Source organism: Kitasatospora sp. NPDC088783, assembly GCF_044750705.1.
In the GTDB taxonomy this organism is placed as follows: Bacteria; Actinomycetota; Actinomycetes; order Streptomycetales; family Streptomycetaceae; genus Kitasatospora; species Kitasatospora fiedleri.
The window spans coordinates 56630-72050 of the sequence record NZ_JBIVKJ010000022.1 but is presented as its reverse complement, the minus strand read 5'-3'; the positions used below and the strand labels follow the sequence as shown (position 1 = coordinate 72050).

The 15421-nt window shown below is 74.9% G+C and carries 7 protein-coding genes; 1 reads left to right on the top strand and 6 read right to left on the bottom strand.

The annotated features are described in order from the left end of the window. Positions 1-56: 56 nt before the first annotated feature. From prfB to ACIP60_RS34850, 3 genes are all read right to left on the bottom strand, one after another. Entirely contained in the window at positions 57-1160 is a 1104-nt protein-coding gene (prfB, locus tag ACIP60_RS34860; RefSeq protein ID WP_100838057.1) for a peptide chain release factor 2, read from the bottom strand. Positions 1161-1194: 34 nt separating this feature from the next. Further along, positions 1195-2448 (bottom strand): protein kinase, encoded by a 1254-nt coding sequence (locus ACIP60_RS34855; RefSeq protein WP_400692623.1) that lies wholly within the window; start codon positions 2446-2448, stop codon positions 1195-1197. Between the two features lie 142 nt (positions 2449-2590). Continuing rightward, positions 2591-4456 (bottom strand): protein kinase, encoded by a 1866-nt coding sequence (locus ACIP60_RS34850; RefSeq protein WP_400692621.1) that lies wholly within the window; start codon positions 4454-4456, stop codon positions 2591-2593. A gap of 341 nt (positions 4457-4797) precedes the next feature. On the opposite strand from ACIP60_RS34850, the gene ACIP60_RS34845 reads away from it, so the two are divergent. Next, a complete protein-coding gene (locus ACIP60_RS34845; RefSeq protein ID WP_400692619.1) occupies positions 4798-7536 on the top strand; it encodes an FtsK/SpoIIIE domain-containing protein in 2739 nt (912 codons plus the stop codon). Positions 7537-7638: 102 nt separating this feature from the next. Here the strand turns inward: ACIP60_RS34845 and ACIP60_RS34840 are convergent, their stop codons facing one another. From ACIP60_RS34840 to ACIP60_RS34830, 3 genes are all read right to left on the bottom strand, one after another. Then, positions 7639-12576, bottom strand: a complete 4938-nt coding sequence (locus ACIP60_RS34840) for an NAD-glutamate dehydrogenase (protein WP_400692616.1) — start codon at positions 12574-12576, stop codon at positions 7639-7641. Positions 12577-12869: 293 nt separating this feature from the next. Further along, positions 12870-14495, bottom strand: coding sequence for an L-glutamate gamma-semialdehyde dehydrogenase (gene pruA / locus ACIP60_RS34835; RefSeq protein WP_400692665.1), 1626 nt, complete (start codon positions 14493-14495; stop codon positions 12870-12872). A gap of 94 nt (positions 14496-14589) precedes the next feature. Continuing rightward, a complete protein-coding gene (locus ACIP60_RS34830; protein WP_400692613.1) occupies positions 14590-15255 on the bottom strand; it encodes an HAD family hydrolase in 666 nt (221 codons plus the stop codon). Between the last annotated feature and the right edge of the window lie 166 nt (positions 15256-15421).

Genomic DNA, 15421 nt, shown 5'->3' with positions numbered 1-15421 from the left:
CCGGCCTCGATGCTGCGTCCGACGTTCATCTCAGCCGGCCTCCTCACGCCGTGGAATCAGCTCTCCCGCTGCTTGCGCCACCGGATGCCGGCCTCGATGAAACCGTCGATGTCCCCGTCCAGCACGCCCTGCGGGTTGCCGACCTCGTACTCGGTGCGCAGGTCCTTGACCATCTGGTACGGGTGCAGGACGTAGGAGCGCATCTGGTTGCCCCAGGACGAGCCGCCGTCCTTGAGCGCGTCCATCGCGGCGCGCTCCTCCTGGCGGCGGCGCTCCAGCAGCTTGGCCTGGAGGACGTTCATCGCCGAGGCCTTGTTCTGGATCTGGGAGCGCTCGTTCTGGCAGGAGACCACGATGCCGGTCGGCAGGTGGGTGATCCGGACCGCGGAGTCGGTGGTGTTGACGCCCTGGCCGCCGGGGCCGGAGGCGCGGTAGACGTCGATCCGCAGGTCGCCCTCGTCGATGTCGACGTGGTCGGAGGTCTCGACGACGGGGAGCACCTCGACGCCGGCGAAGGAGGTCTGGCGGCGGCCCTGGTTGTCGAACGGGGAGATCCGCACCAGGCGGTGGGTGCCCTGCTCGACCGAGAGGGTGCCGTAGGCGTAGGGGGCCTTGACGGTGAAGGTCGCGGACTTGATGCCGGCCTCTTCGGCGTACGAGGTGTCGTAGACCTCGGTCGGGTACCCGTGCCGCTCGGACCAGCGCAGGTACATGCGCATCAGCTGCTCGGCGAAGTCGGCGGCGTCGACGCCGCCGGCCTCGGCGCGGATGTTGACCAGGGCCTCGCGGGCGTCGTACTCGCCGGAGAGCAGGGTGCGCACCTCCAGCTCCTCGACGGCCTTCTTGACCGACACCAGCTCGGCCTCGGCCTCGACGCGGGTGTCCGCGTCGTCCTCGGCCTCGGCCAGTTCGAACAGGACGCCCAGGTCCTCGACCCGGCCGCGCAGGGTCTCGAACTTGCGCAGTTCGCCCTGGAGGAAGGAGAGCCGGCTGGTGACCTTCTGTGCGTTCGCGACGTCGTCCCACAGGGTGGGGGCGGCTGCCTCCTCCTCCAGGGTCGCGATGTCGGCCCGGATCTTGTCCAGGTCGAGGACGGCCTCGATCGACGCCATGGTCGAGTCGAGGTTCTTGAGCTCTTCGGAAGGATCGACGGCTGCCACGCCTCAAGGGTAATGGTTCCGCGGGGGGGCTCGGCTACAACCGGGGGTACCAGGTGGTGCGCACCGCCGCGGAGGGGCCCGCGGGAGGCTCGGCGGCGAACGCCGTCCACGCGGCGGCGGCGCCCGCCAGCAGCAGGACGACGGCGATCAGCACGGCCAGGGTGCGGCGGCGGCGGATCATCTGGGCCCGGGTGCGGCGGTGCGGGCCGGAGCCGGGGCGGTCGCGCTGGGCCCGGGACTCCTCGGCGTAGGAGGCCAGCTCCTGGGCTGAGGGGCGGCGCAGGCTGGTGTGGGTGTCCCGGGTGGAGTCGGGCTGCGGGCCGGGCACCAGCGGGACGGCGGGGCCGCGGCGGCGGCGGTGGGCGCCGCCGGCGAGTGCGTCGCTCTCGGCGTAGACCGCCTCGCCGGGGGTGGGCACCTCCTCGGCGGCGGCGCGCTGGGCGGGCACCGCGAGCGGGCCGAGGCCGGCCAGCTCGGGGAGCAGGGCGCGCAGCCGGGCGGCCAGCTCGGCGGCGCGCAGCCGGGAGGCGGGGGCCTTGGCCAGGCACTCGGAGATGATCCGCCACAGGCCGTCCGGCATGCCCTCGACCGGGGGGACGTTCTCGGTGACGTGCCGGCGCAGCACCGCGCCGGTGTGGCCGCCGCCGAACGGGGTGGCGCCGGTGAGCAGCTCGTACAGCACGGTGGCGGTGGCGTAGATGTCGACGGCGGCGCGCGGCTCCAGGCCCTCGATGATCTCGGGGGCGAGGTAGTCGGGGGTGCCGATGATCCGGGTGGCCCGGGTGCGGCGGGGGGCGTCGACCAGGCGGGCGATGCCGAAGTCGGTGAGCTTGGCGCGCGGGGCGCCGCCGGGGCCGGGCGGGGCGGCGAGGTCGAGCAGGACGTTCTCCGGCTTGACGTCGCGGTGCACGATGCCGGCGGCGTGCGCGGCGGCCAGGCCGTCGGCGACGTCGGCGATCACCGAGGCGGCGACCAGCGGGCTGAGCACGCCGTCGCGCTCCAGCCGGGTGCGCAGGTCGCTGCCCCGGACCAGGTCCATCACCAGGGCGAGGTCGCTGCCGTCGACCACCATGTCGTGGACGCCGACCACGTGCGGGTGGTCGAGGCCGGTGAGGGCGGCGCGTTCCTGGACGAAGCGGCCGACCAGCACCTGGTCGGCCGCGAGGTCCTCGCGCAGCAGTTTCACCGCGACCGGGCCGTCCGGGCCCTCGCCGAGCCACACGGTGCCGGCCGAGCCGCGGCCGATCACCTGGTGGACGGTGTACCGGCTGCCGATCTTGCGTGCCAATGCTGCTCCGTGGGCTCGTGAGGTCGGTGCTCGCCGAACAACCTACGCGCCCGCGGCGGTCGCGGGGGCCGCGGAGGGCCCCCGGCGAGGTACCGATCCGGTGGAATTTCGCGGGATTGTCGACAAAGCGTCAATTACCCGGTCAGGTGTGGCTGGTGACCCAGTTCCGGGCCGTGTCGTACCAGCCGACCACGTTGTCCCAGTAGTGCGGCAGCGGCGTGAAGTTCCACAGCGCCAGGCAGCCCACGGCCAGCACCACCAGCACCAGCAGGCAGCCCTTCAGGCAGCCCAGGCCGGGGATGCGCATCCGGTTGGGGCTGCGCCGCCGCGGCTCGCGCTCGCGTTCGCGCTCCCGCTCGCGGGGCGGCTCCGGCTCCGGGCGGCGCTGCGGGGCCGGCGGCTCGGAGCGGCGCTGCGGGGCGCCGTAGCCCTGCGGCTGCCCGCTGTAGGCGGCCGGCGGCTGCTGCTGGGCCTGGTACGGCGGCGGGGCGACCGGCGGGCGGCCGCCGGAGCCCGGCCGGGACTGCCGGCCGCCCTGCGGCGGGTGCGGCTGCTGGGCCTGGTACGGGCCCTGCTGCGGGGCGTAGCGGCCGTCCTGCGGGGCGTACCGACCGTCCTGCGGAGCGTAGCGGCCGTCCTGCGGGGCGTAGCGGCCGTCCTGCGGGGGCCGCTGGTAGGACTGCGGGGCGGCCGGCGGGCGGCCGGCGGGGCCCGGCTGCGGGTACTGGCCGCCGTGCTGCGGGGGCTGGCCGGCCTGGTACAGGCGCGGGGCGACCTGCGGCTCGCCGGAGCCGTCCGGCTCGAACCAGCCGACCTGGGTCTGCGCGTTGCGGTCCCGGGCGGCGCGCAGCTGGGTCTGCCAGGGGTGCGGGCCGTCCGGCTGCGCGGGGGCCTGCTCGGGGGCGGGCGGCACCGCGGGCATCACCCGGGTGCGCTCCGCGGCCGGGGCGGCGGGCGGCGGGCCGATCAGCTGGGTGCGGTCCTCGGCGCCGGGCGCGGGCGGCCGGTGCGCCATGACCTGGGTGGCGGCGGCCGGGTCGTACCCGACCCCGGGCAGGGTGGCGTCGTGCGGGGAGACCGCGGGGGCGGCCAGCGCCGGGTCGGGCACCAGCAGGTCGCCGACGGCCAGCGCGGCCTCCACCGCGGCCGGGGCGGAGTGCACGCCGACGCCGGCCGCGACCACCCGCAGCGCCTCGGCCAGCGCGACGGCGGTGGGGCGCTGGGCCGGGTCCTTGCGCAGGCAGCGCTCGACCACCGTCCACAGCGGCTCGGGCATGGTGCGGGGGCGCTGCGGCTCCTGCGCGAGGTGCGCCTGGAGGATCGCCAGCGGGTTGTCGCCCTGGAACGGCGGGCGGCCGGTGACCAGCTCGTACAGCATGATGCCGGCGCCGTAGACGTCCACCGCGGCGGTCTGCGGGCGGCCGCCGGCGGACTCGGGGGCGACGTAGGCGGGGGTGCCGACGAACTCGTGGGTGCGGGTGATGCCCGGGGAGTCGGCGAGCCGGGCGATGCCGAAGTCGGTGAGCATCGGGTGCATCCGCTCGTCGCCGTCCACCGCGAGGGTGGCCAGCAGCACGTTGGCGGGCTTGAGGTCCCGGTGCACGACGCCGTCGGCGTGGCTGGCGGCCAGCGCGTCGGCGATCTGGGCCATCAGCAGCGCGCCGGCGATCGGCGACAGCGGGCCGGACTCGCGCAGGTAGCGGTACAGGTCGGGGCCGTCGACCAGGTCCATCACCAGGGCGAGCAGCTCGCCCTCGACCACCAGGTCGCGGGTGCGGACGATGTTGGGGTGGGTCAGCCGGAGCAGGACGGAGCGCTCGCGCAGGAAGCGCATCACCACGTCCGGGTCGGCGGCCAGCTCCTCGCGCAGCACCTTGACCGCGACCGCCTGGCCGGGCACCAGGCCCGGCACGGCGGCGTCCTCGCGCACCCGGCCGCGCCAGACCGTGCCGGTCGCTCCGCGCCCGAGGCTCTCCTCCAACAAGTACTTGCTGCCGACAGGCCGCACCTGTGCACTCCGTTCGGTCACCCGGCGCCCGCTGCCGGGGCCGCGTTCCGGCACTCCCCCGTTCCCGTGAACGGCGCCGGGGCCTGGGGAGTCCGCCCGGGCGGACGGGCTCCCGTGTGTCCGGCAACTCTAACGGTGCCCGAGCGGGTTTCCGAGGTGTTGCCCGGCCGGGGCGCGCGCGGTCGGCCGGCGGGGTGCCCGGGGCGCCTTGACCTGACTCCCCGTCGGATTCACCATGGCGATGATCGCAAGATCGTCAAATCCGGTACCGTGCGCGGACTGTCCGTCCCGAGTGGCAGGATGGCACGCACCACACGTGTGCAGAAGGGACCCCGGGCGAGATGCAGATCCGGCTCACCGTCCTTCGACCGCGCAGCGGGCCGGCCGCCCCCGGCAGCGCCGGCAGCTCCGGCAGCGCCGGCAGCTCCGCCGACGTACTGGTCACCGCGCCGGCCGGGACGGCGCTCGGTGCCGTCGCCGCCGCGCTGGCCGGCGCGGTCGGCGTCCGCGGTCCCCGCTCCGCCACGCACGTCCACCTCTACGACGGGGAACGGCGCCTGGACGAGCAGACCCCGCTCGGCCACCCCCCGCTGGTGGACGGCGCGGTGCTCGCCCTCGGCGAGCCCGACCCGGACGCGGAGGGCCCCGACGAGCGCCCCGCCGCCGAGCTGCGGGTGGTCGGCGGCCCCGACGCGGGCGGCGTCCACCGCCTGCACGGCGAGCGGATCCGGATCGGCCGCTCCGCCGAGGCCGACGTCCCGCTCGACGACCCCGACGTCTCCCGGCTGCACCTCGCCCTGCACCTGGCCGCCGACGGCCGCGCCACCGTCCAGGACCTCGGCTCCACCAACGGCACCCGGCTCGACGAGCACTGGCTGCGCGAGGAGAGCGCCGACGTCGCCCCCGGCACCCTGCTGCGGATCGGCGAGTCCACCCTCCAGCTCGCCCGCGCCGAGGACATGGCGGCCCGGCCCACCGCACCCGACGGCGAGGGCCGCCTCCGACTCGCCCCGCGCACCGGCGCCCGCCCCGCCCCCGGCCGCCCGGCCGCGCCCGCCGGGCCGCCCGAGCCCGCCCCGGCCCCCGCCGCCGCCGGGCGCGGCGGCCGCTGGCTGCGCCGCGGCCGGAACGAGCCGCCCGCCGCCGACACCGACCGCCAGCACGACGCCGCCCGGCTGCGCCAGGCCGCCCACCAGCGCGAGCGCTGGCCCGACCCGGCCGCCCTGCTGCTCACCGCGCTCGGCACCGGCCCCCGGCTGTGGGAGCGCGGCCCCGACCACCCCGACGCGCTCACCCTCCGGCTCGGCACCGCCGACCTGCCCGGCGGCCCCGGCACCGCCCCCGGCAGCCTGCTGCCCGCCGTCCCCGTCACCGTCGACCTGCAGACCGCCGGCAGCCTCGGCCTGGCCGGCCCGCGCCACCGCCTCACCGGCCTGGCCCGGGCCGCCCTCGCCCAGCTCGCCGCCCTGCACCCGCCCAGCGGCCTCGCCCTGGTCGTGGTCGCCGCCGAGCGGCCCGCCGAGGACTGGGCCTGGGCCCAGTGGCTCCCGCACCTGCGGCCCGCCCACGGCCAGTCCTGCCGCCTGCTGTACGGGCTCGGCCCCGAGCAGGCCGAGGCCCGCCTCACCGAACTCGCCGCCGCCACCGCCGGCCCGCCCGCCACCGTCGTCCTGGTCGACGGCGACCCGGGCACCGAGGCCGCCCGGCACGCCCTCGGGCTGCTGCTGCGCCAGGGCCCCGCGGCCGGCGTCTTCGCCCTCTGCCTGGCCGAGTCCCCCGAGGAGCTCCCCACCGGCCTCGGCGCGCTGGGCACCGTCACCGGCGAGGTCTCCACCCGCCTCACCCTCGACCGCCCGGCCGCCGGCGCCCGCGAGCGCCTCACCGACGTCGCCCTCGACGCGGTCTCCCCGGCCTGGGCCGAGCGCCTCGCCCGCACCCTCGCCCCGCTCACCGAGGCCGACACCGGGGCCTCGCCGCGCGGCCCGCTCCCCGAGGCGCTGCGCCTGCTCGACCTGCTGCGCTCCGAGTCGCTCTCCCCGGCCCGGCTCGCCGAGAGCTGGCAGGCCCTGCCCGCCGGGGCCGGCGGCGCCGCCGCCCTGCTCGGCACCGCCCGCGGCCCCGGCGGCGAGGAGAACTGCGCCGTCGACCTCGCCGAGGACGGCGACCACCTGCTGATCGGCGGCGGCCCCGGCTCCGGCAAGTCCGAGCTGCTGCGCAGCCTGGCCGCCTCCCTCGCCGTCTCCGAACGCCCGGACCGGCTCGCCCTGCTGATGGTCGACGGGGACCGCGCGGAGGACGGCGGCCTGGCCGCCTGCACCGACCTCCCGCACGTCACCGGCCACGTCAACGCCGCCGAGGACCCGCGCGGCGCGCTGCTCGCCGCCGAGCGGATCAGCGACGAACTCGCCCACCGCGAAGCCCTGTTCGACGGCCTGACCTTCACCGACTGGCACACCAGGCGGGCCCTCGCCCTCGCCCGGACCCCGGCGCTGGTCGGCGGCCCGGCCGACCCGGCCGCGCCGCTCCGGGTGGTCGAACCGCGCCGCTCCCCCGACGCGCCCCCGGCCGACGCGGCACCGCCCCGGCTGGTCGTCCTGGTCGACGACTACGACGCGCTGCTCGGCCCGGCCTCCCCCGGCGGCCGTCCGCTCGCCCGCGCCCTCGCCGCCGTCGCGGTGCACGGCGCCCGGCTCGGCGTGCACGTGGTCGCCGCGACCGGCGCGCCCGAGAGCACCGCCGGCACCGAGCTGGACGAGGCCGCCCAGCTGCGGATCGCGCTGCGCACCGAGCAGGCCGGCGACTCCGACCTGCTGATCCACCTGCCCGACGCCGCCGCGCTCCCCGGGGCGACGCCCGGCCGCGGCTACCTGCGCCGCCCGGACGGGGCGGTCACCGCCTTCCAGGGCGCCCGGGTCAGCGGCCGCATCCCCCGCACCGCGACCCTGCGGCCCACCGTCGTCGCCCAGCGCCTGGAGGACCACGGCGCCGCGCCCTCGCCCCGCCCGGTGCGCGAACTCGGCAACGGGCCCACGGACCTGGCGCTGCTGGCCTCCGCCCTGCGCCGGGCGACGGAGAGCTGAGGGCCGGGTGCCCGGCGGCCCGGGGAGCCGCCGGGCACGCGGCCGGGGGGCGGGGGCGGTCTCCCGCCCCCGGCCCCCGGCCGGCTCCGAACTACCGCTCCCTCACCTGCCGTTGCGCAGCAGGGTGCGGATCACCCGCATGGCGACGGAGAGGCTGGACAGCTCGTAGTTGCCCGAACCCCTTATGTCGTCGAGGGTGGTGCGGGCCCGGCTGAGCAGGGTGCTGTTGAGGTCGGCCCAGGCCGTGTAGCGCTCGTCGGTGCCGGAGCCGGCGGGCCCGGCGGCGAGCACGTCGGCGGTGAGGGCGGCGTGCGCGGCGAACAGGTCCTCGCGGATCGCGGCGCGGGCCATCGAGGACCACCGGTCGGTGCGCGGCAGGTCGATGATCCGGTCGAGCAGGTGGCTGATCTGGAGCCGGTCGCCGAGGTCGTAGTACAGCTCGGCGACCTCCATCACGTCGGCGTCCGAGCGGTCCGCGACGCCGACGATGTCGAGGGTCGGGAACGCGGAGGACAGGCCGGCGATCCGGGTGGCCAGGTCGTCGGGGACGCCGGCCTCGGACAGCTCGCGGTGGACGGACTCGAACCAGGCCAGGTCCTCGCCGGCCAGCGGCTTGGGCAGCGCGTCCCAGACCTGGTTGACCCGGTCGTGGAAGAACGCGATGGTGTCGGCGATGTCCAGCGGCTGGCGGTTGTTGAGCATCCACCGGGTGGCGCGCTCGACCAGGCGGCGGGCGTGCAGCCGCATCCGGGTCTGGACCCGGGCGGCGACCTTGTTGTCGAGCCGCTCGACCTGGTCCCAGATCTGCTCCAGGCCGAAGACCGCGCGGGCGGCGGCGTGGGTGCGGGCGATCTCCTCCATGGTCGCGCCGGTCTCCTCGCGGAGCCGGAACGCGAAGGTGCAGCCGCCGCGGTTGATCGTGTCGTTGACGATCAGGGTGGTGATGATCTCGCGGCGCAGCGGGTGGTGGTCGATCTGCTCGGCGAACCGGGCCCGCAGCGCGCTGGGGAAGTACTCGTGCAGCACGTCCCGGAAGTACGGGTCGTCGGGCAGGTCGGTGGCGAGCAGCTCGTCGGCCAGGGTGATCTTGGTGTAGGCGAGCAGCACCGACAGCTCGGGCTGGGACAGGCCGCGGCCGGCCTGCTGGCGGTCGCGGATCTGCTTCTCGGTGGGCAGGTACTCCAGGGCCCGGTCGAGCTGTCCGTTGGCCTCCAGCCGGTTGATCATGCGGGAGTGCACGTTGACCATGCTGGCGGCCTGGGCGACGGCGTTGGCGAGCACCACGTTCTGCGCGTAGTTGTTGCGCAGCACGAGGTGGCCGACCTCGTCGGTCATCTCGGCGAGCAGGGCGTTGCGCTGCTTGACCGTCATGTCGCCGTCGGCGACGACCTGGTTGAGCAGGATCTTGATGTTCACCTCGTGGTCGGAGGTGTCCACGCCGGCCGAGTTGTCGATGGCGTCGGTGTCGATCCAGCCGCCCTCGCCGCGCGGGCCGCCGGTGGAGGCGAACTCGATCCGGCCGAGCTGGGTGCAGCCGAGGTTGCCGCCCTCGCCGATCACCCGGGCCCGGACGTCGCCGCCGTTGACCCGGATCGCGTCGTTGGCCTTGTCGCCGACCTCGGCGTTGGTCTCGGTGGCGGCCTTGACGTAGGTGCCGATGCCGCCGTTCCAGAACAGGTCGACGGGGGCCTGCAGGATGGCCTTCATCAGCTCGGCGGGGGTGAGCTTGGCGGTCTCGATGCCGAGCCGCTCGCGGACCTGCGCGGAGAGCTGGACGGACTTGGCGGAGCGCGGGTAGACGCCGCCGCCGGCCGAGATCAGCGACCTGTCGTAGTCGTCCCAGGAGCTGCGCGGCAGGTCGAACAGCCGGCGGCGCTCGGCGAAGGAGGCCGCGGCGTCCGGGTTCGGGTCGAGGAAGATGTGCCGGTGGTCGAAGGCGGCGACCAGTCGGATGTGCTCGGAGAGCAGCATGCCGTTGCCGAACACGTCGCCGGACATGTCGCCGATGCCGATGACGGTGAAGTCCTCGGTCTGGGTGTCGACGCCGAGTTCGCGGAAGTTGCGCTTGACGGACTCCCAGGCGCCGCGGGCGGTGATGCCCATGCCCTTGTGGTCGTAGCCCGCGGAGCCGCCGGAGGCGAACGCGTCGCCGAGCCAGAAGCCGTACTGCTCGGCGACGCCGTTGGCGATGTCGGAGAAGGTCGCGGTGCCCTTGTCGGCGGCGACCACCAGGTAGGTGTCGTCCTCGTCGTGGCGCACCACGTCGAGGGGGTGCACGACCTCGCCCGCGACCAGGTTGTCGGTGATGTCGAGCAGCGCGGAGATGAAGGTCTTGTAGGAGGCGACGCCCTCGGCGAGCCAGGCGTCCCGGTCGACCGCCGGGTCGGGCAGCTGCTTGGCGACGAAGCCGCCCTTGGCGCCGACCGGCACGATGACGGTGTTCTTGACCATCTGGGCCTTGACCAGGCCGAGGATCTCGGTGCGGAAGTCCTCGCGCCGGTCGGACCAGCGCAGGCCGCCGCGGGCGACCTTGCCGAAGCGCAGGTGGACGCCCTCGACCCGGGGCGAGTACACCCAGATCTCGAAGGCGGGGCGCGGCGCGGGCAGGTCGGGGACGGCCTTGGGGTCGAACTTCATCGACACGTACGAGTGCCAGTGGCCCTCGCTGTCGTGCTGGAAGAAGTTGGTCCGCAGGGTGGCCTTGATCAGGTGCAGGAAGGAGCGCAGGATGCGGTCCTCGTCCAGCGAGACGACCTCGTCGAGGGCGCCGGTGAGCTCCTCCAGGATGCCCTCGGTGAGCTCGTCGCTGCCGGACCGGTGGCTGGGCGAGAGCCGGGCCTCGAACAGGTTGACCAGCAGCCGGGTGGTGTGGGTGTTGTTGCGGAGCGCGTCCTCCATGTAGTCCTGGGAGAACGTGGAGCCCGCCTGCCGCAGGTACTTGGCGTAGGCGCGCAGCACCACGGCCTGGCGCCAGGACAGCTTGGCGGTGAGGACGAGCTCGTTGAAGGCGTCGTTCTCGGCCTCGCCGCGCCAGGTGGCGGCGAAGGTGTCCTGGAAGCGCTCGCGGTCCTCCTCGTTGAGGTCGGTGCCCTCGCGCAGCCGGAGGCCGAAGTCGACCACCCAGGCGGTGCTGCCGTCGGTGCGGCGCAGCGCGTACGGGTGCTCGTCGAGGACCTCGACGCCCAGGCGCTGGAGGACGGGGAGCACCTCGGTGAGCGAGATCGGGCCGCCGACCCGGTAGATCTTGAAGCGGCGCTCGTCGTCGCCGGCGCCGACCGGCTGGTACAGGTTGAGCCGGAAGTCGCCCTCGCCGGTGAGGGACTCGATCTGCTTGAGGTCGGCGACGGCGGTGCGCGGCGGGAAGTCGGCGCGGTAGCCGTCGGGGAAGGCGGTGGCGTACTTGTGGGACAGCTCGGCGGCCCGCTCCTCGCCGAACTCGCTCTGCAGCTGGTCGTTGAAGCCGTCCATCCAGAACCGGGCGGCCTCGGCGAGCCGGTTCTCGATCCGCTCGACGTCGGCGTCGGACAGCTGCGGCAGCTCGGTGCCGGGGGCGACCCGGATCACGAAGTGCAGGCGGGTGAGCACCGACTCGGTGGCGTACACCGTGTAGTCGATGGTGTCGCCGTTCAGCTCGCTCTTGAGGATGTCGGTGAGGGCGAGCCGGATCCGGGTGGTGTAGCGGTCGCGCGGCAGGTAGACGTACGCCGAGTAGTAGCGGCCGTACTCGTCCTGGCGCAGGAACAGCCGCAGCCGGCGGCGCTCCTGGAGGTAGAGGACGCTGGTGGCGATCGACTGGAGCTCGGCGGCGGCGGTCTGGAACATCTCGTCGCGCGGGAAGGTCTCCATGATCTGGAGCAGGTCGCGCCCGTCGTGGCTGTCGCCGGAGAAGCCGGCCCCGTTCATCACCTCCTGCACCTTGCGGCGCACCACCGGGATCCGGGTGACGGACTCGGTGTAGGCGGCGGAGGAGAACAGGCCGAGGAAGCGGCGCTCGCCGATCGGCTCGCCGGAGGCGTCGAACTTCTTCACGCCGACGTAGTCGAGGTAGGCGGTGCGGTGCACGGTGGAGCGGCTGTTGGCCTTGGTGAGGACCAGCAGCTTCTTCTCGTGCGCCTTGGCCCGGACCGGGGCGGAGAGCCGGCCGAACGCCTCGGAGACCGGGTGGTGGTCGCTGTCGTGGCTGAGCGGGTCGGCGCGCAGCACGCCGAGGCCGGTGCCGGCCACGGCCTTGAGCACCTCCTCGCCCTCGTGCTCGACCAGGTCGTACTCGCGGTAGCCGAGGAAGGTGAAGTGGTCGTCGGCGAGCCAGCGCATCAGCTCCCACGCCTCGCCGACCTCCTGCTCGGGCAGGTGCGCGGGGGGCTGCTCGGCGAGTTCGTCGGCCAGCCGGAGCGCGGAGTCGCGCATCTTCGACCAGTCCTCGACCACCTCGCGGACGTCGCCCAGCACCCGGCGCAGGCCCGCCTCCAGGGTGCGCAGGTCGTCGCGGTCGGTCTCGCGGTCGATCTCGATGTGCATCCAGGACTCGACCACGGCGTCGGCGGGCCACTCGGTGCCGGCGGCCTGCGCGCGGTTGCACGCGTCGGTGTCGAGGATCTCCAGCAGCTTGCCGGTGATGTCGCGGCGCACCGCGAGCTGCGGGTGCACGACCAGGTGGATGGCGCGGTCCAGGCGGGTCAGCTCGTTGGTGACCGAGTCGACCAGGAACGGCATGTCGTCGGTGACGACCTCGACCACGGTGTGGCCGCAGGACCAGCCGTTCTCCTCGACGCTCGGGGTGTGCACCCGGACCTCGGCGGTGCCCTGCGGGCGCTTGAGGCCCAGCCGGTAGTGCGAGGCGGCGGCCCCGTACACGTCCACCGGGTCCCGGTTGACCACGTCCTCGGGGGCGGTGTGGAGGTAGTAGTGGTGCAGGTAGGCGGCCAGAGCACCGTTGCTCAGGCCCTCCCCCGGCGCCGCTCCCCCCACCTGGCTGTTCTCAGCGGCTGCTGCTGCTTTCCTGAGCAGGTCGGCCTTGGCTGCGTCCAGCTTGGTCTGCATGGCTGTTTCGGCTCCCGTCGCGCGCCGTTGCGTGACTCGGTGATGACTGTGGGTGCACCGCCGGGCCCCGTCGGCAATCCTCCCGCACGCGTGGGGTGAAAAGCGCTCAAGGCACGCATGAGTCGCGTTCCGCCCGGGTACGACAGTACGTTTGGCCTGCCTGACCGATAACCGGCGACGTCGTCAGCCTAGCCTGACGAAACGAAGGTGTCAGGGGACACTGAGGAGCAAACCCGCAGGAAGATCGGGCCTTCCTGGACACCTTGTCCAACGCATGCCCACTCCGCTGTCCGTCATTCGGGTGACCACTCCATGTGCGGGTGGACGTAGTCGGTCGGCGGGGTGAACGTCTCCCGGATCGAGCGGGTGGAGGTCCAGCGCAGCAGGTGCTCGGCGGTGCCCGTCCCGGCCGCGGCGGACCGGCCGCCGGACGGCCACCGGCCCGCCGGGCCGGCCGGCTCGTCGTTGACGTGGAAGTCGCCCGCGGCGAACCGCAGCCGCTCCACCGCCCGGGCGATCGCCCGCCGGTCCCGGGCGACCACCGAGCCGCTCAGGCCGTGCGGCGCGCCCCGGCCGATCCGCTCCAGCGCCTCCTCCCAGCGGAGGTCGTCGTAGACCTGCACGGCCAGCAGCGGGCCGCCGTACGCGGTGGAGAAGATCTCGCCGTCGCGGTCGCCGCCGAGCAGCACGGTGGGCCGCACGAACCAGCCGATCGCGTCGTCGTACTGACCGCCCGCCAGCAGTTCCACCCGCGGGTCCGCCTTGGCCCGCTCGATCGCGCCGGTGACCTTGGCGAACGCCCGGGCGTCGATCAGCGCGCCCATGAAGTTGCCCGGGTCGGTGGCGTCGCCCACCGCGAGCGCGTCCACCTCGCCGAGCAGGTCGTCCTTGATCCGCCGCCACAGGCTCCGCGGCAGGTACGCCCGGGACAGCGCCGAGCAGCGCTGGCCCTGGTACTCGAAGGCGCCGCGGATCAGCGCGGTGCGCAGCACCGCCGGGTCGGCCGAGGGGTGGGCGACCAGGAAGTCCTTGCCGCCGGTGGCGCCGACGATCCGCGGGTAGGTGCGGTAGCGGGCGATGTTCACCCCGATCTCCCGCCACAGCCGCTGGAGGACCTCGGTGGAGCCGGCGAAGTGCAGCCCGGCCAGCGCCGGGTCGCGCAGCGCCACCTCGGTGAGGGCCTGCCCGTCGCCGGTGACCAGGTTGACCACGCCGGGCGGCAGCCCGGCCTCCTCCAGCAGCAGCACCAGCAGGTGCGCGGTCAGGGTCTGGGCGGGCGCGGGCTTCCACACCACGGTGTTGCCCATCAGGGCGGGCGCGGTGGCCAGGTGCCCGGCGACCGCGGTGGAGTTGAACGGGGTGACCGCGCAGACGAAGCCCTCCAGCGGGCGGTGGTCGGCGCGGTGCCAGCCCCCGGGCGGGGAGGGCGGCTGCTCGGCCAGCAGCCGGCGGGCGCGGTGCGCGTCGAACCGCCAGGAGTCGGCGAGTTCGCACACCGCGTCGGCCTCCGCCTGCCACACCGGCTGGGACTGGCCCAGCACGGCGGCGGCCACCAGGGTCTCCCGCCAGGGCCCGGCCAGCAGGTCCGCGGCCCGCAGGAACACCGCGGCCCGGTCGTCGAACGGGAGTTGCCGCCAGCCCTCGGCCGCCGCCAGCGCCGCGTCCACCGCGGCCCGCACGTCGGCGGCCGTCGCGTTGCCCAGCACGCCGAGCCGCGCCGCGTGGTGGTGCGGCTGCACCAGCTCGGTGCGCTCGCCGCCGCCGAGCCGGCGCTCCCCGCCGATCACCATCGGCAGCGAGGTGTGCCGCCCGGCCAGTTCGGCCGTCCTGCGCTCCAGCCGGGCCCGTTCGGCGCTGCCCGCCGCGTACCCGCGCGGCGGCTCGGTGACGGGCGGGGGGACGTTGGTGACCGCGTCGATCGGCATGGTGCTGAGGTGCTCCGTAAGGGTGCTGGTACCTGCTGGGACTTCCCCAGCCTGGACGCGCCTGCCCCCGCCGCGCGCCGTGACACGCCTACCTGTCGTACCCGGCGAGTTCCTCCGCCACCGCGACGGCCTCGGCGAGCGAGTCCACCACCGGCACGCCCAGGTGCGTCAGCTTCTCCCGGGTGTGCGAACCCCCGGTGTAGAGCACCGACTTGATGCCCGCCGCGAGCGCCGCCTCGGCGTCGTCCGCGGCGTCCCCGATCAGCACCGTCCGCCCGCGGTCGATCCCGTCGCCCAGCGCGTCCAGGTGCACCGCCAGGTGGCCGGCCTTGCGCCCGCCGGACTCGCCGCGCCGGCCGTCCACCCGCGTGAAGTGCGAGGTCAGGCCGAAGGCGTCCACCGCGGGCACCAGCTGCTCGTGCGCGTACATCGACAGCACCGACTGGCTGCGCCCGCCCGCCGCCCACCGCGCCAGCAGCGCCTCGACGCCCGGGGTCAGCCCGCACCCCGGGAACAGCTCGGTGTACTTGACGTGGAACGCGTCGTCCAGCGCCAGCCACTCCGCCGGGCTGGGCGCCCGCCCCAGCAGCCGCTCGTAGAACCGCGGGATCGGGATCTCGTACTGCGCCCGGTACTCCTCCAGCGTCAACGGCGGCAGCCCGACCGTCGCGAACGCGGCGTTGCTGGCCCCGACCACGGCCGCCATGTCGGACAGCAGGGTGCCGTTCCAGTCCCAGACTATGTGTGTGCGCACCCGGCAAGGGTACGCGGGGCTAGGCCCTGTCCGGTCGGTCTTGTCGGATCGGCGCGCGGCGTCGGGGGCCCGGCTGGGAGTGCCGGCGGAACGCCCTCGTACTGGATGTACTCGGGTGTTTCGCCGGTGCTTCCAGGCGGGATGCCCGGCGTCGCGCGCCCGGCAG

What these genes read in the sequence shown, in the direction of transcription:
- ACIP60_RS34845 (WP_400692619.1), top strand. Translation starts at nt 4,798, where the DNA reads ATGCAGATCCGGCTCACCGTCCTTCGACCGCGCAGCGGGCCGGCCGCC.
- ACIP60_RS34840 (WP_400692616.1), bottom strand. Translation starts at nt 12,576, where the DNA reads ATGCAGACCAAGCTGGACGCAGCCAAGGCCGACCTGCTCAGGAAAGCA.